This window comes from Sphingomonas sp. S-NIH.Pt3_0716 (genome assembly GCF_003950715.1).
Lineage (GTDB): Bacteria > Pseudomonadota > Alphaproteobacteria > Sphingomonadales > Sphingomonadaceae > Sphingobium > Sphingobium yanoikuyae_A.
The window spans coordinates 14,513-30,995 of sequence record NZ_QLJK01000037.1 but is presented as its reverse complement, the minus strand read 5'-3'; the positions used below and the strand labels follow the sequence as shown (position 1 = coordinate 30,995).

At 64.4% G+C, this 16,483-nt stretch carries 20 protein-coding genes; 10 read left to right on the top strand and 10 right to left on the bottom strand.

Annotated elements, in window-relative coordinates:
* Window positions 1-27 precede the first annotated feature (27 nt).
* The gene (locus tag BRX37_RS22515; RefSeq protein WP_021224309.1) at window positions 28-471 is read right to left on the bottom strand and encodes an ion channel; all 444 of its coding nucleotides are present in this window, start codon (window positions 469-471) and stop codon (window positions 28-30) included.
* Between the two features lie 103 nt (window positions 472-574).
* Window positions 575-1,465 carry a division plane positioning ATPase MipZ gene (locus BRX37_RS22510; protein ID WP_234792246.1) on the bottom strand — a complete coding sequence of 297 codons (891 nt, stop codon included), beginning with the start codon at window positions 1,463-1,465 and terminating at the stop codon, window positions 575-577.
* A 407-nt stretch (window positions 1,466-1,872) separates the two neighbouring features.
* On the opposite strand from BRX37_RS22510, the gene BRX37_RS22505 reads away from it, so the two are divergent.
* Together BRX37_RS22505 and BRX37_RS27680 are read left to right on the top strand one after the other, a co-directional pair.
* A protein-coding gene (locus BRX37_RS22505) for an IS630 family transposase (protein WP_125989547.1) occupies window positions 1,873-2,819 on the top strand; the annotation gives its coding sequence in 2 pieces (ribosomal slippage) (window positions 1,873-2,209 and window positions 2,209-2,819; 948 coding nt in all).
* A gap of 140 nt (window positions 2,820-2,959) precedes the next feature.
* On the top strand, window positions 2,960-3,376 hold the full coding sequence (locus tag BRX37_RS27680) for a PilZ domain-containing protein (protein ID WP_366514084.1): 417 nt from the start codon (window positions 2,960-2,962) through the stop codon (window positions 3,374-3,376).
* Here BRX37_RS27680 and BRX37_RS22495 read toward each other — a convergent pair.
* From BRX37_RS22495 to BRX37_RS22460, 8 genes are all read right to left on the bottom strand, one after another.
* Window positions 3,294-3,566: a TehB family protein gene (locus BRX37_RS22495; RefSeq protein ID WP_099232202.1), complete on the bottom strand. Its 273-nt coding sequence runs from the start codon at window positions 3,564-3,566 to the stop codon at window positions 3,294-3,296. The genes BRX37_RS27680 and BRX37_RS22495 overlap by 83 nt on opposite strands.
* 1 nt (window position 3,567) lies before the next feature.
* Window positions 3,568-4,254 carry an alternative oxidase gene (locus BRX37_RS22490; RefSeq protein WP_069336906.1) on the bottom strand — a complete coding sequence of 229 codons (687 nt, stop codon included), beginning with the start codon at window positions 4,252-4,254 and terminating at the stop codon, window positions 3,568-3,570.
* A gap of 27 nt (window positions 4,255-4,281) precedes the next feature.
* Window positions 4,282-4,677 (bottom strand): group III truncated hemoglobin, encoded by a 396-nt coding sequence (locus BRX37_RS22485; RefSeq protein ID WP_069336907.1) that lies wholly within the window; start codon window positions 4,675-4,677, stop codon window positions 4,282-4,284.
* A gap of 190 nt (window positions 4,678-4,867) precedes the next feature.
* On the bottom strand, window positions 4,868-5,248 hold the full coding sequence (locus BRX37_RS22480) for a SpoIIAA family protein (protein WP_069336920.1): 381 nt from the start codon (window positions 5,246-5,248) through the stop codon (window positions 4,868-4,870).
* Window positions 5,249-5,399: 151 nt separating this feature from the next.
* Window positions 5,400-6,434, bottom strand: a complete 1,035-nt coding sequence (locus tag BRX37_RS22475; protein ID WP_234893070.1) for a hypothetical protein — start codon at window positions 6,432-6,434, stop codon at window positions 5,400-5,402.
* Window positions 6,435-6,703: 269 nt separating this feature from the next.
* Window positions 6,704-6,997 carry an HU family DNA-binding protein gene (locus BRX37_RS22470; protein ID WP_069336909.1) on the bottom strand — a complete coding sequence of 98 codons (294 nt, stop codon included), beginning with the start codon at window positions 6,995-6,997 and terminating at the stop codon, window positions 6,704-6,706.
* A gap of 376 nt (window positions 6,998-7,373) precedes the next feature.
* The gene (locus BRX37_RS22465) at window positions 7,374-7,748 is read right to left on the bottom strand and encodes an ArsR/SmtB family transcription factor (protein WP_069336910.1); all 375 of its coding nucleotides are present in this window, start codon (window positions 7,746-7,748) and stop codon (window positions 7,374-7,376) included.
* The gene (locus BRX37_RS22460) at window positions 7,745-8,368 is read right to left on the bottom strand and encodes a peroxiredoxin (RefSeq protein WP_021224316.1); all 624 of its coding nucleotides are present in this window, start codon (window positions 8,366-8,368) and stop codon (window positions 7,745-7,747) included. Before BRX37_RS22460 ends, BRX37_RS22465 begins: the two co-directional genes overlap by 4 nt.
* A gap of 100 nt (window positions 8,369-8,468) precedes the next feature.
* Between BRX37_RS22460 and BRX37_RS22455 the strand changes: the two genes are divergently transcribed.
* The 8 genes from BRX37_RS22455 to BRX37_RS22420 all read left to right on the top strand — a co-directional run bounded on the left by BRX37_RS22455 (window position 8,469) and on the right by BRX37_RS22420 (window position 16,285).
* Complete coding sequence (locus tag BRX37_RS22455) at window positions 8,469-9,386, top strand: MBL fold metallo-hydrolase (RefSeq protein WP_069336921.1); 918 nt, start codon at window positions 8,469-8,471, stop codon at window positions 9,384-9,386.
* Window positions 9,383-9,820: a YeeE/YedE family protein gene (locus tag BRX37_RS22450; RefSeq protein WP_069336911.1), complete on the top strand. Its 438-nt coding sequence runs from the start codon at window positions 9,383-9,385 to the stop codon at window positions 9,818-9,820. Before BRX37_RS22455 ends, BRX37_RS22450 begins: the two co-directional genes overlap by 4 nt.
* Window positions 9,820-10,227 carry a DUF6691 family protein gene (locus tag BRX37_RS22445; RefSeq protein WP_180275705.1) on the top strand — a complete coding sequence of 136 codons (408 nt, stop codon included), beginning with the start codon at window positions 9,820-9,822 and terminating at the stop codon, window positions 10,225-10,227. The genes BRX37_RS22450 and BRX37_RS22445 overlap by 1 nt, the downstream gene beginning before the upstream one ends.
* A 26-nt stretch (window positions 10,228-10,253) precedes the next feature.
* Window positions 10,254-11,828: a bifunctional protein tyrosine phosphatase family protein/NAD(P)/FAD-dependent oxidoreductase gene (locus BRX37_RS22440; RefSeq protein WP_069336922.1), complete on the top strand. Its 1,575-nt coding sequence runs from the start codon at window positions 10,254-10,256 to the stop codon at window positions 11,826-11,828.
* Window positions 11,828-13,600, top strand: coding sequence for a SulP family inorganic anion transporter (locus BRX37_RS22435; RefSeq protein WP_318276869.1), 1,773 nt, complete (start codon window positions 11,828-11,830; stop codon window positions 13,598-13,600). The genes BRX37_RS22440 and BRX37_RS22435 overlap by 1 nt, the downstream gene beginning before the upstream one ends.
* A gap of 9 nt (window positions 13,601-13,609) precedes the next feature.
* Window positions 13,610-13,963, top strand: coding sequence for a hypothetical protein (locus BRX37_RS26900; RefSeq protein ID WP_164522511.1), 354 nt, complete (start codon window positions 13,610-13,612; stop codon window positions 13,961-13,963).
* Window positions 13,964-14,189: 226 nt separating this feature from the next.
* Window positions 14,190-15,314, top strand: coding sequence for a S1C family serine protease (locus BRX37_RS22425; protein ID WP_202968921.1), 1,125 nt, complete (start codon window positions 14,190-14,192; stop codon window positions 15,312-15,314).
* 65 nt (window positions 15,315-15,379) lie between these two features.
* Complete coding sequence (locus tag BRX37_RS22420) at window positions 15,380-16,285, top strand: LysR substrate-binding domain-containing protein (RefSeq protein ID WP_069336915.1); 906 nt, start codon at window positions 15,380-15,382, stop codon at window positions 16,283-16,285.
* Window positions 16,286-16,483 lie beyond the last annotated feature (198 nt).

Below are 16,483 nucleotides of genomic sequence, written 5' to 3'. Positions count from 1 at the left end.
CGGTTGCAAGCCAGCGCGTTTTTACCTTCATGGCAGCGCCTGAACCTCGTTCTCAAGCCCGCGGATCCGGCCGACGATGGCGACAAAGAACGCGGTCGACCATCCCAGAAGGATGAGGCCGTTCGCTCCCTCGATCGCGCCGAGCAGACGCCAGCGCTCGTCGAGGACGACATCCCCATATCCCACCGTCGTGTAGGAAGAGGTTGAAAAGTAGAGCGCCGCCTCGAAGCTCCTGAGCGCCTCGACGGCGATGTAGAAGCCTGCATAGAGCCAGATTTCAAGGGCATGGAGAACGAACAGGCCGCCGGCCGCGCCCAGGATCCCCAATCCTTCATGCCAGAGCGTGCGAACGGTTCGCCTTCCGCGATGACGGCGGAGCAGCGCGAGGAGAAGCGCGATCCCGCCAAGATGGATGAAGATGGTCAGCACCACCAAGGCAGTGGCGACCGCAAGTTCCAAAGACAGGTTCATGAGGACCGTTTCCACGCGCGGGCACTCTCGGGCCATCCGTGATAGTCCGTAGGGTCAGTGAAACAGCGCCTCTCTTCAGCACAACATGCTGGCGCCGTGCCCGTCAGGCATTCACCAGACACCGCCGGTCCGCCGGCGTCTCTTCCACCGTTGCAACCAGATTCCTGATCTCTTGCACGACGCGCGAATTGGGAAACGGAAGCGCAGGCAATGCCTTAAGATCGAGATGGGTCAGCCCCATCAGGAAGAGGTCGCGATAGGCGACTCGCTCGGCAAGGCCCTTGGTCATGCGAAAACCGGCTTCGGGGGCGATAGTCCGCAGTGCCGCTTCGACCCGGTCACGGTTATGGCTGGTTTCGCGCCGGAGGCGGTTCTCGAGCACGATCCAATCGATGCCGCCGAGCCCCTGCCGAAGACGCGCTTGCCTGATTTCGTTCACCGCCGTGGCAAAGCAGCCCGGTGACACGATGTCGAGCGTGAGGGGGTGCACGCGGGCCAGGAGGTCGAGATCGACGAAACTGGAACTGATCGGCGTGACAAGGATGTCAGCCAGCGCCAGAGCACGGCGGGCGATGGCCGAGTCATACCCCGGCACGTCGATCACGATGTAGTCGCAAGCCGACCCGATGCGCATCATCTCCTGACATAGCATCGCGCCGCTCGGGACCTGCAGAACGGCATGCCTCGGGCTCTTGAGCGGCGCCTTAAGCCGGCAGATCGTTCCGTCCCGATAGCCCAGGACGCGGGACAAGGTCTGTTGTCGTCGATCGAGATCGATCGCCGCGACGCTGTGGCCGCGATGGAGCAAGCCGACCGCCAGGTGAAATGCGATCGTCGATTTGCCCACCCCGCCCTTCTCGTTGGCGACGACGATGATCCGTGCTGGCAGCTTCCCGCGCCTGGCGATGTCAGCGACAATATTGTCGGGATGCTCGCCTTCGAGGCCGACGTTGCGCACACGCGAAGCGCTGGTGAGGAGAGGACCTGCGCTCATGGGCGGAAATTCCTGCCGGCCCCCCTGTCATAGGCGGTCTCCTGACCGCCAGGACGCAAGCGCTTCGTCATCGTGACCACGGTTGTTCGTCCGGCCGATGCGAAGCCGCGCGAATAGAGGATCAAATCCATGCTCCCGACTGCAGCGCGTCGCGCCGCGTTCCAAGACCCACTCTAAAGCTTATGGCGCAATCGGATAGTTCGCGCTCGCTCGAGAAACCCTCTTCACTGTAAAAACATGTAAAGGTGGATGCCTTCGGCCCGCCATGTTGATCCGTGAGATGAGAGGTCGGATCGCATAGCAAGATCACTGTTAGAGCGTTTTTCGACCGCTTTGAATCGATGAGGGATTCCCTCTCCGCGTGATTTCTGATTCAGAATCCGTGCTGGTGAAGGAGGCCGGCATGGATGGGTCACGCTCTCTCGATGGATTTGCGGGTTCGGCTTCTGGCTGCGATTGCAGGCGGGCTGAGTTGCCGGGCAGCGGCGGCGCGTTTCGGCGTAGCACCGTCGACGGCGATCCGGTGGCATGCGCAGCAGCGCGGAACCGGCAGCGTTGCCTCCAAACCTCAAGGCGGAGATATGCGCTCGCGCCGTGTCGAGGAGCGATCTGCCGACATTCTCGCCCTCTGGGAAGCGCGCAAGGACATCTCGCTTGAAGAACTGCGCCTCGCCTTGGTCGAGGAGGGGCTCGCCATCTCGGTTGCCGGGCTGCATCGGTTTTTCGCGCGGCGGGGCATGACGCGCAAAAAAAGACTGGGCATGCCATCGAGCAAGACCGGCCCGACGTCCTGAGGCAGCGCCACGACTGGTTTGACGGCCAGATCGATCTCGATCCGGAACGCCTGGTCTTCATTGACGAGACATGGACTGCCACGAACATGACCCGTAGTCATGGGCGCTGCGCCAGAGGTCAGCGCCTGCGAATGGGCTTCCCGCATGGTCACCGCAAGACCACCACGCTGGTCGCCGGCCTACGCATGACCGGCATGGTCGCGCCGATGGTGCTAGACGGCCCGATCAACGGTGATTGGTTTGAAGCATATGTGGCGCAGGTACTCGTGCCCGAATTGCGGCCAGGCGACGTCGTGATCATGGACAAACTGTCGAGCCACAAACGTCCCGCAGTCCGCGACCGGATCGAGGCGGCAGGAGCAACGCTGCGCTTCCTCCCACCCTACAGCCCCGACTTCAACCCGATTGAGAAGGCCTTCTCCCGCCTCAAGGCCATGCTCCGCAAGGCAGGTGAGAGAACCGTCAGCGGCTTGTGGAGCCTCATCGGCAAGCTCGTCGACATCTTCCAGCCCAAGGAATGCGCCAACTACTTCAGTTCGTGCGGATATGACCCAGATTGATCGAAAACCGCTCTAATCCGGTTCAACATCGATCATGCTCACGCCCGCTCCGAGGCTTTACTCTTCTGGCTTTACATAATTTTACAGGCTTATCGGTGCCCTTCAACTTTTGCGAAAACGTTCCGGCGCAAGTTGCGGCCATGACGACGCCTCATAGATCTCGCCGGCGACAAAGCCGCCAGCCCTTGCGCCACCCTGCCCAGTTCAGGACGTCAACGCTCAAGGAGCCGGTCATGCTGGTGGATCTCTCGTCCGCCGGCTGCCGCATCGAGGCAATGGGCATCCACCTCGCTGAAGGCCAGCGCGTCGTCGTTCGACCGCAAGGTTTCGAGGGCCTCTGCGCGACGGTCATCTGGTCCGAATATGGTGCCGCCGGCCTCGCATTCGAGACGCCGCTCTACCAACCGCTGGTTGATCATCTTTGCCGGCTCAGCAATATGCCCCGCCGAGAGGCGGTGACGGTGGCGGGGACGCCTAGTTCGGCGCTTCGTCGTAGAAGTCCACCTGCATCCGCATCGGCCCGAGCGGCGTCACCAGATGCGGCTGCTGCGGCATGATCACGGCCGGATTGCCGGGCGTGATGACGACTTCCGATGGCGGCTCGAGGATGGTGAGCCGAAGCTCACCTTCCAGCACCCGGATCACGCCCCAGACGCCCGCCTTGGTGGTATGGCGGGCGCGGAGCGCGGCCGGTAGCGTGTCCTGATCGAAGACCGGGGTCGAGCGATAGGGCGTCGGAGCGCTCATCTCAGGCGGCCAGCCGGATTTGCTCGGCGTGCTCGGGATAGGGCGCGACCGTCTCCGCCGGCGCCAAGCCCGCGAGCTCGTTCGCGAACCCATGATTGACGTCGCGGTGATGTGCCTCATCGGCCCGCACGACCAGCACGACATCGCGCAGTGTCGCGCCCTCGGGCAGCTTCCAATAGTGCCGCGCGATCGCAGGCGCTGCCACATTTGCGCTACGCCCCTCATCGATCTCCTTGAGGTAGAGGGTGTAGCTGATCACCGCCTCTTCCTCGAAATAGCCGACCACCCGGTGCGCGGTTCGGGCGCTCACCAGATAAAGCGCGAAGAAGGCAAGGTAGAACACCCACTGCACGGCCAGGATCACCAGTCGCTCGAAAAGCGTCGGCTTGGCGACCTCGATGAAGGTCATCAGATGCATGCGCTCGTTCTCGGCTTCTTCCATGAGCGTCCGGATCCACCCCTTGTCGTCGCACATTCGGCGCAGGCACTTGAGGTGATTGACCGTCGCCCCCACCATGCCGGGCACGGCCGCCACCGTCTCGAGAACGATGGCCCGATGGCCATAACGCTTGGCGAAGAAGGTGTCGGCGCAGAAGCGAAGCATCTTCGTAAAGCCCAGAGCGACGCGATCGCGCATGTCGCGCGGCGCATGATGGACGTTGAGGTCGACGAGGGGAATCTCGGTCATTGGTTCAATCCTGTTTGCAACCGCGGCTCAGGCGGAATGGTGGTCCGGCTGGCGCTCCAGCCGGAAGAACATGGCGAGCTGGAGGCTCTCGGCGATGCGCGCGGCCTTGGCCTGCAGCGCGGCCGCGGCTTCGCGGCTCATCAGCTCGTTGCTGGTCTGCGCCCAGAGCGCGAGCCACCGCTCGAACAAGGCGGGCGACAGCCGGTCGCGATGCTTGAGATGAGCGGGCACCGGTTGGCCCTTGTACCGCCCGCTGCCCGTCATGACCGAGGACCAGAAGGCACGCAGCCTCGTCAGGTGCTCGGGCCAGTCGCCAATGGCGTCATTGAATATGGGACCGAGTTCCGGATCCTTCCGCACGCGGGCGTAGAACGCATCGACGAGCTCGCCGAGACCTTCTTCGTTCAACTCCAGATCGGGCACCGTACCAGCTCCAACGCGACGTGATCGTCGAGCCGCCGGATAAAAGGATCATTTCTCGTGCATCATTAGGAGTTGTACGGATGGCAGTGCATCTCAAGCGCTCCGACCCGTTGCGAGACCGCCGCGAGGCGCCGACCCACAGCCGCGCGTTGAGTGGCCGACGCTGCCTCGAGCGCGATCAGCCATCCTGCTAGGCCGCGGAAGGCGCGCCCTTGACCCAGGCGAGTGCTTCCTCGCGCTGCGCCGGCTCGAAAGTCTTGTAGCTGATAAAGGGCAGAACCGCGCTCTCGACCCGGGTGCCGATCCGCACCCATGTCTGGTCGGCAACGACCGCCACGCGTCCGAACCGTGTCAGCTTGCCGAAAAGGGGCATGGCGCGCGCCACATAGCCCGGAAGGCCGGTGAGCTCGATGCCGTCGATGCCGCGCGTCTCGACAAATATATGGATTTTCTCGTGATGGGCCATCGCTTGGTCGAGCCGGTCCATCATGGCGTCGAGATCGGCGCCCGTGATCTTTCCGGAAACCTCGAGCGCGATGACATCATCGCCAGCCTCGATCACCCTGTGCATGACGCATGCCTCCTTGCTTGCAAATGCCGCTTTGTCACCAGCATGCAGATCGGCCGCATGAGCTTCAAGCAATTGTGACGCGATCGGCCGCAGCGCTGCCCCGGATGATGGATAAAGCTGGCGGCGGTCACCCGCGCGACGGGCGAATGGGCTAATAGCGCCGATGCGCGCGCATGATCGTCCCCGTGGGACGCCCATCGCCAGCCCCAACCCCGACCAGGATGTCGACGCGCGGCCGCCGCAGCGTATCGACCGCCAGCGCAAGGGGCTCGTCCTCCTGCATGACCGCCGTGCGCGCCGGCGCGTCGATCCCGGCGAGCATGTCCGCGACGGTCCGCTCGGCCGGCGCAAACAGGCCGGCATTCCGGTCCGCGTCGGCCAGAATGTAGCGGGTAATGTCTAGGGCCGAAAAAGCCGCGACGGGACGCCCGTCATCGTCGAGGCAGATCGCAACCGGACGGCCGCGATCGAGCGCGCGCATCACGTCCTCGAGGCTCGAGGCGAGCGTCGCCGGGACAAACTCGGGCGCGAGCTTCGACGACAGAAGCTCGCCGTGCCCGCGGCCGTTTCGCGGCCGCGTCCGGAGCACCTGTCCGATGGTCGTATGGTGGCGGGTCCAGGCTGCCGTTTCCGGGCAACGCAAGGCGATCAACTCGACGATCTTGGCCTGCAGGTCACCCACATTCTGGTCGAGGATCGGCTCATGGTGCGCGACCCTGTTGCGAAACCGGTTGATCGACCTTGCCAGGCCCTGGACCTCGTGCCGGCCGACCGGCGGCCGCGCATGCGGGAAGACGATGTTGAGCGCCGTGCGCCAGAGGGCGTGGTATTCGGGTCGGAGCAAATGCGACCAGAAGTCGAAGGTGAGTTCCGCGACAATCTGCCCCCGCGATGCGCCGGCGCCCGCGCGTCCGATCGCCTTGTCGAGCGTCGCTCGTCCGGCATCTGTCAGGAGCCCATCGCGCAGCGCCGCCTCGTGCGGCCAGGTCTGGCCGTAGCGACTTACGAGAAGACCATCGATCGCGTTCCGCAGCGTTACTTCGACCACGTGCAGCGGATAGAGGAACGCCTTGGCGAGCCGGGCATTGTAGAGGTAGAGCGCCAGCGCGTAGCCCGTGTCATTGCCACCTTTGGAAAGGTAGGCGCCGAACCTCGGTTCCGACAGCGAGGCGCGAATCGCGTCCACTTGCGCCGGGAGATAGGGATAAGGAACTTGACTTTCAGCCATTCACGCGCAAGACCATAACAGCAGTCGAATCGGCCCCACTGGCATCGCCAAGCGCCCTCGACACGGAATATCGAGCACCAGGTCGGGCCAGTCCCCACCTGGTGTTTCTGTTTTCCGGACTCGCGGCAGGGGCGTGCCTTCCTCAGAAACGACGCCCGTTGTCACTGTTTTGCCATGGCGATCAAGCGACAATCGGCTGAAAACCGATCCTAAATGCGCTTCGTCGCTCAGTCAGCATGCGCATCGCCGTTCAAGCGCGCGCGGAGCGTCTTACCCGCCTTGAAGAAGGGAACACGCTTGCCAAGCACCGCGACGGTCGACCCGTTTTTCGGGTTTCGGCCCGCACGCGCGCGGCGCCACCGCGCTTCGAAGACGCCGAACCCGCGCAGCTCGACACGCCCACCGGCAGCCATCTGCCGCGCGATTGCGTCGAAGAACAGGTCGACAAGACGTTCGATATCGGCAGCAGCAAGCTCGGGATTGTCCTGACCCAAGCACCTGAGCAAATCCGATCGCACCATCAGCCGACTTCCCCCTTCATTCGACAAGAACAAATGCTGCAGCCCAGCCTCGCATGAGCGCGCCCTTGCCGCGTAGCAGATAAGGAAGAAAGAGAATATATCTGCTTAAGCGCATGCCGAAGACGAGTGACAGTAGGTTGCCCGTAGCGGTCCAATATCTGTCTGCAGGAGCTTCAGGTTCAGAAGCAACGCCGTGAGCTATATCTTCGCGATCGACACTTTAGCCGTGAATACGGGTGCCCGAGAATATGGAGGTCCGCGCAAGAAAGTTCATCGCCTTGGCTCTTGCATCCCGGGCCTATAGGAAAACAGCTCCTGGCGGAACGGTATCTGGTCTTTCCTCAGCACTTGCGAGGTTGGATCACCGGGCAGCTCGCTAAAGGATTCGAGCGAAGCTCGCCACGCCGTGAGGAGCAGCGCTGTTGCTTTGTTGACCGGATCGGATTGTCGGCGCGGCGCCGCCGAGCATGGCTTCGATATTGCTGACGCACTGCTCGACGCTTTCATCGGCAAGCGTGTACCACACCTGCTTTGCCGCCTTGCGCGCCTTCACCAGCTCTGCCCGGCGCAATTCGGCCAGCTGCTGGCTCAGCGCCGGCTGCCCGATCCCCGTCGCCTGAGCAATCTCGCCCACATTACGCTCACCGAGGAGCAAACAGGAGAGGATCATGAGCCGTTGCGGCTGGGCGAAGACCTTGAGCTTGTCGGCTGCGGCCGATGCAGCATCCTTGTTTTCGAAGAGTGGAGTCATGGCTGCGGCTCGAAACGGCAGAACCAGTCGCGCGCGCCGCTCGTCTGATCGTCGACCGGCAGGAGCGCGGCCTCGCCCTCTGTCCAGCCCTCGGGCGTAAGCACGTCCTTCTCATCGACGCACTTGAGAGCGCGCAAGAGCCGCAGGAGCTCGTCGACGGAGCGGCCGACATTATGCGGATACGCGGTTGTGGCACGGACCACCCCCTGAGGATCGATGAAGAAGGTCGAGCGCATCGCCATGCTGTCGGCCGCGTTCTCGCCGATCATGCCGTAGGCGCGGCCCACCGCCATGCTGGGATCCTCGATGATCGGGAAACCGATCTCGACCTCGAAGAGGTCCTTCAACGCCCGCACCCAGGCGATATGCGCGTAGAGGCTATCGACCGACACGCCGACAAGCTTGCATCCCAGCGCCTCGAACTCGGCTTGCCGGCGCGCCAGCGCCACGAATTCGGTGCTGCAGACCGGCGTGAAATCGGCCGGATGCGAAAACAGCAGCACCCAATGGCCGCGGAGCTTGGAAAGCTGGAATTCGCCCCTTGTCGAGCGCGCCTGAAAATCCGGCGCGGCATCCCCGATCCGGATCGCCGACGGCATGCTGGCAGCTGCTTCAATCATGAGGTCCTCCTGCAGATGCCCGCCCGACGAAGCAAGCCGTTGACGATCTATGATCGGTTACATACATGATTATTGTAACTTTGAAATCAAGGAGAGTCGCATGACCGACCCCGCTCTTGCCCATGCCGCAACGCAGATCACCGCTGCGCAAGCGGGCGTTCCCGTCATCGCGGCGTTCTTCGACGAGCCGACCTTCACGGTCACTTACGTCGTCCATGATCCGGAGACGCTTCGCGCCGCCGTGATCGACAGCGTGCTGACCTTCGACCCCGCGTCGGGACGCACGTCGCATGAAGCAGCCGACCGGATCATCGCGCATGTGCAAGAGGCCGGGCTGCACGTGGACTGGCACCTGGAGACCCACGCCCATGCTGACCATCTCTCGGCGGCCCCCTATCTCCAACAGAAGCTCGGCGGCAAAATCGCGATCGGCGCGCACATCTGCACGGTGCAGGAGACTTTCGGCAAGCTGTTCAACGCCGGCAGCGACTTCCAGCGGGACGGGTCCGATTTCGACCAGCTGTGGAAAGACGGTGACACCTTCTTGATCGGCGAGCTCTCGGTGACGGTTCTCCATGTCCCGGGCCACACACCAGCCTGCGTCGCTTATGTGATCGGCGACGCCGTGTTCGTCGGCGACACGATGTTCATGCCCGACTATGGGACGGCTCGGGCGGACTTTCCCGGCGGTGACGCGCGCACCCTGTTCCGCTCGCTTCGGCGCCTGCTCGAGCTGCCGCCGCAGACCCGCCTTTTCATGTGCCATGACTACCTGCCCGAGGGCCGCGGGCACTATGTCTGGGAAACGACCGTCGCCGAGCAGCGGCGCGCGAACATTCACGCGCATGACGGGATTACCGAAGACGAATTTGTCGCAATGCGCGAGAGCCGCGACCGTACGCTCCCCGTGCCTCGGCTGATCCTTCCCTCCGTCCAGGTGAACATGCGCGCGGGGCATCTGCCGCCCCCCGAGGGGAATGGCGTCAGCTATCTCAAGCTCCCGGTGAATCAGCTATGATTCCGGCCCTCTCCCATGCGCAGCCGCTGGCGGGATTTATTGGCGGCCTGATGATCGGCTTGGCCGCAGCCGTCATGCTGCTGGCGCTGGGTCGGATCGCGGGCGTAAGCGGCCTCGCGGCCCGCGCTCTGAAACTATCCGACGCCGGGCCGCCTTGGGCCGAGGCGACCGCATTTGTCCTCGGCCTTCCCCTTGGCGCGTGGCTTCTCGCAGCGACCGCGGAAGTGGCTCCGGCGCATTTCCCTACAACACCCCTCTTGCTGGTCGCCGGCTTGATCGTCGGATACGGCACGCGGCTCGGCTCAGGCTGCACCAGCGGCCATGGCGTATGCGGCCTCTCCCGGCTCTCGCGCCGCTCGCTCGTCGCCACGGCGCTTTTCATGGCTAGCGGCTTCGCGACCGTGGCGGCGATGCGCCTGACAGGAACGCTTTGATGCGCGCGCTCATCGCCCTCCTCTGCGGCACGCTGTTCGGCGCGGGCCTGGCTGTCTCGGGGATGACCGACCCGATGCGCGTGCGGGCATTTCTCGACCTGCTCGGCCCCTGGGACCCGACGCTTGCCTTCGTCATGGCCGGCGCCATCGTGCCGATGGCCATGGCCTGGAGGGTCCAGAGCCGCATGGCCCGGCCCTTCGCGGCAAAAACCTTCAACCTCCCCGATACTGGCCGCATCGATCGCCGGCTGGCGATCGGCTCCATTCTCTTCGGTGTGGGCTGGGGTATCGCCGGCCTGTGTCCGGGCCCCGCCGTGGCCAATCTCGCGCTCGCGCCTGCAGCAGCCGCGCCGTTCCTGCTCGCCATGCTCGCGGGCATGGCGCTGCATCGCCTGACATCGCGGTAAGCACGCCTTTTTTGGGAAACGTCCGCATTACCATCAAGCAGCTTTCTCCGACGCTCAGCGTCGCGCCGCAGCTCACCGCAGCGGATATCGCCGACATAGCCGCAGCGGGGTTCCGCTCGATCATCTGCAATCGCCCGGACGGTGAAGCACCCGGCCAGCCGCCCGCTCGCAGCATCGAGCAGGCGGCGACAAGCGCCGGCTTGGCCTTCGTCCATGTTCCCGCCGTCGCCGGCGCGCTGACCGATGCGGATGCCGAGGCCATGGCCAAGGCGCTCGACAGGCTTCCGGCGCCCGTCCTGGCCTACTGCCGCTCGGGAGCACGGTCGGAAAAGCTCGCGGAAATGGCGGGGCGGGCCCGGCAGCGTGCGGCGGAAGAGGACTATGACATCGTGGTGGTTGGCGGAGGTAGCGCGGGAATAGCTGCTGCCGCCAGCATCCTGAAGCGGCGGGACCATCTGCGCCTCGCGGTCGTCGAGCCCAATGAAGACCATTATTATCAGCCTGGCTGGACAATGGTCGGGGCCGGCGTGTTCGACGCCGCGGTCACCCGGCGCGAGGAAGCGCGGCTGATTCCAAAAGGCGCGCACTGGGTCAAGGCAGCGGCGCGCAGCTTTCAGCCCGATGCCAATCAGGTGATGCTGCAGGACGGCCGGCGGCTCAGCTACAAGGTCCTGATCGTCTGCCCCGGCATCAAGCTCGACTGGGACGCCATCCCCGGTCTTGCCGCAACGCTCGGCCGTAATGGCGTCACGTCGAACTACCGCTACGACCTGGCACCCTATACGCACCGGCTCGTCAAAGCTTTCAAGGGCGGCAGGGCGCTGTTCACTCAGCCTGTGATGCCGATCAAATGCGCCGGCGCCCCGCAAAAGGCGATGTACCTCTCCTGCCATCGCTGGGAAAAAGCCGGCGTGCTCGGCGCCGCCGACGTGCATTTCCACACAGCCGGCGGCGTCCTGTTCGGGGTGCCCGATTATGTCCCAGCGCTCATGGACTATGTCGAGCGCTACGGCATAAATCTGCATTTCGGCTCGAGGCTGGTGGAGCTCGACGGACCCCGACAGACGGCGGTATTTGAACGAGCCGACGGCAAAGGCACGCAGCGCGCGGCCGAGCGCTTCGACATGATCCATGTCGTCCCACCGCAGGTCGCGCCCGACTTCATCCGCGAAAGTCCGCTCGCCGCGGCGTCGGGCTTTGTCGAAGTCGACGAGACGACGCTGCGTCACCCGCAATACTCGAACATCTTTGCCCTCGGGGACGCCTGCTCGGCGTCGAACGCGAAGACCGCGGCGGCCGCCCGGGCCCAGGCGCCGGTCGTTGCCGTCAACGCGCTCGCAGCGCTCGACGGCCGGCCGCCAGCCGCGGCCTATAATGGCTATGGCAGCTGTCCCCTGACGGTCGAGGCCGGCAAGATCGTGCTCGCCGAGTTCGGCTATGGAGGCAAGCTCCTGCCGAGCTTCCCAGGATGGCTGATCGACGGCTCCCGCCCCTCGCGGCTCTCCTGGCTCCTCAAGGACACGATCCTGCCCCCGGTCTACTGGCATGGGATGCTCAAAGGCCGGGAATGGATGGTCAGGCCGCAGCCGATCGGCGCGTGATGGCGAAGCTTGCGCATTACCTGCCGGCGCTCGCCTGGGCACGCGGCTATGACCGGGCCACGCTCGCAAGCGACATGACCGCGGCGGCGATCGTCACGATCATGCTCATCCCCCAGAGCCTCGCCTATGCAATGCTCGCGGGGCTCCCACCCGAAATCGGGCTTTACGCCTCGGTCGCGCCCCTCCTCGCCTATGCCGCCTTTGGCACGAGCCGAACTCTGGCGGTGGGGCCGGTCGCCGTAATCTCCTTGATGACGCTGACCGCCGCCAGCGCGATTGGAGCGCCGGGAAGCCCGCGCTTCATCGCAGCCGCGCTCATACTTGCGCTGCTATCAGGACTGATCTTGCTGGCGATGGGCCTTCTCAGACTGGGGTTCCTCGCCAGCCTTCTCTCGCATCCAGTCGTCTCGGGCTTCATCACCGCGAGCGGCATTCTCATTGCAGCAAGTCAGATGAAGTCGCTGCTCGGCGTCGACGGCGGGGGCGCCACCTTGCCCGAGCTTATTGCCGGACTTGCTAGCGATCTCGCCTCGATCCATCCGCCCACGCTCGCAATCGGCGTCAGCGCCTGCGCTTTCCTGTTCTGGGTGCGCAGCGGAGCAAAGCCTCTGCTGATCCGCCTCGGCATCGCGCCTCGCGTCGCCGATCTTCTCGCCAAGACCGGTCCGATCGCGGCTGTCGCGGCTTCAACGCTCGCCGTCCTCGCGCTGGAACTCGAGGACAAGGGCGTCCGGGTGGTCGGCCAGATTCCCCAGAGCCTGCCGCCCCTCACGCTGCCCTTGTTCGACGCGCAGCTCTGGCGGCAGCTCGCTATTCCCGCGCTTCTTCTCTCGGTGATTGGCTTCGTCGAGAGCGTATCTGTATCCCAGACACTCGCCGCCAAGCGGCGCCAGAAGATCGATCCGGACCAGGAACTGATCGGCCTGGGCGCCGCCAATGTCGCGGCCGCGTTCACCGGCGGCTATCCGGTGACGGGCGGCTTCGCACGCTCGGTCGTCAATTTCGACGCCGGAGCGCAAACGCCGGCCGCCGGCGTTTACACTGCCGCCGGCATTCTCGTCGCCGCCCTCTTCCTGACGCCGCTCCTCGCCGCGCTTCCGATTGCCACGCTCGCCGCGACGATCATCGTCGCCGTTCTCAGTCTGGTGGACCTGAGGAAACCGGTCGAGATCTGGCGCTATTCCAAACCCGATTTCGCAGCGATGCTGGCGACGATCCTTCTGACGCTGGCCGTCGGAGTCGAGGCGGGAATCATCGCCGGCGTCGGTCTCAGCCTGGCGCTCTATCTCTGGCGGGCGTCACGACCGCACGCTGCAATCGTCGGCCGCGTTCCTGAAACCGAGCATTTTCGCAATGTCGCGCGCCATAGGGTTTTCACAGACCCCCGGGTGCTCACGATCCGCATCGATGAGAGCCTGACCTATCTCAACGCTCGGTGGCTGGAGGAGTTTATTCTCGAACAAATCGCCGAAAAACGTGACGTGAGGCACCTCATCTTGATGTGCTCGGCGGTCAACGCCATCGATGCCTCCGCACTCGAGAGCCTCGAGATGATCAATCGGCGTCTTGCCGACGCCGGTGTTTGCCTGCACCTGTCGGAAGTCAAAGGCCCGGTCATGGACGCGCTCGAGCGCTCGCATCTGCTCGACGGCCTCTCAGGCAAGGTCTGGCTGTCGCAGCATGAGGCTTTTACGAAAGTTATCGCTCTCGCGGACCGGGAACAGGAGTCACTGGCTGCGCCTGATCTCTGGGCCGCCAGAGGCGCGATATAGAGCTTACGCTTGACCGGGCTGACTGGCTTTATTGGCAGGCATCTCGTTGTCCTGCCCATCTGCCCCCGGCTGTTCGGCGTTCTTGGCGTCGAGGTGCCGCTTCAGCGCATATCCGCCGACAGCGACCGCAACGAGGCCGAGCGGCCCCAGACGCCGTATCAGCGCGGCTGCGCCAGCGCCAAGGAGCGCTCCGCCGGGGCCCCCGAGCCCCCGCACGTGCTTGGCCGCTCGTTCGCCCGCAATCGCACCCAGAATCTTGCCGATCATGATCGTCCTTTCTCTGTCTTCGAAGCCGAGATCTACGTCGCAGATCCTCTGACCAACACCTCACGATTTCACAAGTACGCGGCAGTGGGCCGATAGCGAACGCTGCTTCACCATGGGGTCAAGGTCAGGGCACAGACGTTACGACGATCAAGCGTATCATGGACGTCGATCGTCCGAGCGGCGCGGAACGTTCGCTCATAGCAGGAGCATGCCATTCACCCCGCCACCATCCGCAAGTCGCGAGCCTCGCGGCAGCTCGCCTGCAACAATCGGGATCTGAGATACTTGACGCAATTCCCCGAGGCGCAACATGTCTTCAGGAATGAGCCCTGAAACAGCGAAACTCGGCTTTATCGGCCGCTGTCTTCTCGTCACTGCCTGCGCCGCCGCACTGATCCTGTTGTGGCGCGTCCTGCAGCCGATGGCTCCAGCGGATCCCGCATCCCGGCTTGTAACGGCGCGGGGCGACCTTGCCGGCGATGAAAAGGCGACCATAGCCCTGTTCGAAAAGGCCCGCGGATCGGTCGTCTATATCTCGACATCCCAGCTGGTGGAGGACGCCTGGTCGCGCAATGTATTCTCCGTCCCGCGCGGCACAGGGTCCGGCTTAATTTGGGACGGCGCCGGGCACGTCGTCACCAACTTCCACGTGATCCAGGGCGCCTCGGAGGCGACGGTCCAACTTGCCGACGGTCGCAAGTTCCGCGCCTCGCTGGTCGGCGCCAGCCCGAGCCACGATCTTGCGCTGCTCAAGATCGGCGTTGCGCTGCGCCGCCCGGCACCCGTTCCCATCGGTACCAGCGAGGATCTGAAGGTCGGACAGAAGGTCTTTGCCATCGGCAATCCGTTCGGGCTCGACTGGACGCTCACCACCGGCATAATTTCTGCGCTCGACCGATCGCTGCCAAGCGAGCGCGGCGGACCCAGCATCGAACATCTCATTCAGACCGACGCCGCCATCAACCCCGGCAACTCGGGCGGCCCGCTGCTCGACTCGAGCGGACGCCTGATCGGGATCAACACGGCGATCTTCAGCCCGTCAGGCGCATCGGCAGGCATCGGTTTCGCGGTCCCGGTCGCCACCGTCATGCGCGTTGTCCCGCAACTTATCAAAAGCGGCCGCTATGTTCGGCCGGCTCTCGGCGTCGAAGCGGACGAGCAGGTGAACGAACGCCTGCAAGCGATCACCGGACGGGAAGGGGTTTATGTCCTAAGCGTTCGCCCCGGATCGCCCGCGGCCCGCGCAGGCCTTGTCGGCATCACGGCGACACCGGGCGGGATCGTGCCGGGAGACCGCATAACCGCGATCGACGGAGAAGATGTCGACAGCCTCGGCGCGCTTTTGGCGAAGCTCGACGACCGCAAGGTCGGCAATGTCGTCAAGCTCACCGTGTCGCGCGGCGAAGCAGCCCGGGAAGTTCCAGTGGAACTGGAAGCGGGGACCTAGCTGACGAGAAGAGACAGCGCCAATGAGGATTGAGCCACGCGATAGTTTCGCTCTATCGTCCTGTCATGCCGACACTCCGCCAGCTCGAATATCTCGTCGCCCTCGCGGACCTGCGCCACTTCGGTCGAGCCGCGCAGGCCAGTCACGTCTCTCAGCCCTCGCTCAGCCAGCAGCTGCGCGCGCTCGAGCAGCGCCTCGGAACCGTTCTTGTCGAACGCAATCAGGGCAGTGTCGAACTAACGCCCATCGGCCGCGAGCTTGCCGAACGCGCGCGCGGCGTGCTGGTGGCCGTGGAAGACATGCGCGAGCTCGCCAGGCGCGCGCAGGAAGGCAACGCCGGCACGATCCGCTTCGGCGTCACGCCCACCTTAGGGCCCTATCTTATGTCGAACGTGATCCTGGCGCTGCACCGCCAACAGCCGGGCTTGCGGCTCTATATCCGCGAGGGCATTCCGGATGAACAGGCGCTCGAGCTGGCGCGCGGTCAGCTCGACATGCTGCTCGGTCCGCTGCCGATCGCCGGCGAAGGGGCGATAGTCGAGCCGCTTTTTCGCGAACGGCTCCGGCTTGTGGCCGCGCCGGACCACCCCCTTGCGCAGCGGCCGGTCCTTCGCAAAAGCGACCTCAAGGGCGCGCAGGTGTTGAGCCTTCATTCAGCGCACCATCTCCATCGGCAGGTCGCTGGCTTCTGCATGGAACTCGGAATGGAGCTGCTGCGCGATTACGAGGGCACTAGCCTCGATAGCCTGCGGCAGATGGCGGCGACGGGCCTCGCGCTCACCATACTTCCCGATCTCTATATCCGCTCGGAAGTAGGCGGCAGCGCCGGAGTCAAAGTGCTGGAGGTCAAGAACTGGCAACCGACCCGCAGCATCGCCGCGGCCTGGCGGCACGGCGCCGCCTTTGCCGACGCCTATGCCCGTATCGCGGAATGCGTCCGATGCGAGGCGCTGACAATCGTAGGCGCGTAAGCCGATAGGCTAATCCTATCACCGAGAGGGGAGAGATCGATTGGCGAGAACACCGCTCCTTCGCTAATTACATGACGTGGCCCGGGCCCCTCTGGCACGGCAGCGGCGAGAAGTCCTGTCGTGCGATGTCGGACCACATCGGACGTTCCGATGGCATGCAAGCGGGCCCTATCATCGCCGAAATGCCGTCAGCTCTCC

Coding starts and splice junctions, on each gene's coding strand:
- BRX37_RS22515 (WP_021224309.1), bottom strand. CDS start 471: ATGAACCTGTCTTTGGAACTTGCGGTCGCCACTGCCTTGGTGGTGCTG.
- BRX37_RS22510 (WP_234792246.1), bottom strand. CDS start 1,465: ATGAGCGCAGGTCCTCTCCTCACCAGCGCTTCGCGTGTGCGCAACGTC.
- BRX37_RS27680 (WP_366514084.1), top strand. CDS start 2,960: ATGACGACGCCTCATAGATCTCGCCGGCGACAAAGCCGCCAGCCCTTG.
- BRX37_RS22495 (WP_099232202.1), bottom strand. CDS start 3,566: ATGAGCGCTCCGACGCCCTATCGCTCGACCCCGGTCTTCGATCAGGAC.
- BRX37_RS22490 (WP_069336906.1), bottom strand. CDS start 4,254: ATGACCGAGATTCCCCTCGTCGACCTCAACGTCCATCATGCGCCGCGC.
- BRX37_RS22480 (WP_069336920.1), bottom strand. CDS start 5,248: ATGCACAGGGTGATCGAGGCTGGCGATGATGTCATCGCGCTCGAGGTT.
- BRX37_RS22470 (WP_069336909.1), bottom strand. CDS start 6,997: ATGGTGCGATCGGATTTGCTCAGGTGCTTGGGTCAGGACAATCCCGAG.
- BRX37_RS22465 (WP_069336910.1), bottom strand. CDS start 7,748: ATGACTCCACTCTTCGAAAACAAGGATGCTGCATCGGCCGCAGCCGAC.
- BRX37_RS22460 (WP_021224316.1), bottom strand. CDS start 8,368: ATGATTGAAGCAGCTGCCAGCATGCCGTCGGCGATCCGGATCGGGGAT.
- BRX37_RS22455 (WP_069336921.1), top strand. CDS start 8,469: ATGACCGACCCCGCTCTTGCCCATGCCGCAACGCAGATCACCGCTGCG.
- BRX37_RS22450 (WP_069336911.1), top strand. CDS start 9,383: ATGATTCCGGCCCTCTCCCATGCGCAGCCGCTGGCGGGATTTATTGGC.
- BRX37_RS22445 (WP_180275705.1), top strand. CDS start 9,820: ATGCGCGCGCTCATCGCCCTCCTCTGCGGCACGCTGTTCGGCGCGGGC.
- BRX37_RS22435 (WP_318276869.1), top strand. CDS start 11,828: ATGGCGAAGCTTGCGCATTACCTGCCGGCGCTCGCCTGGGCACGCGGC.
- BRX37_RS22425 (WP_202968921.1), top strand. CDS start 14,190: ATGAGCCCTGAAACAGCGAAACTCGGCTTTATCGGCCGCTGTCTTCTC.
- BRX37_RS22420 (WP_069336915.1), top strand. CDS start 15,380: ATGCCGACACTCCGCCAGCTCGAATATCTCGTCGCCCTCGCGGACCTG.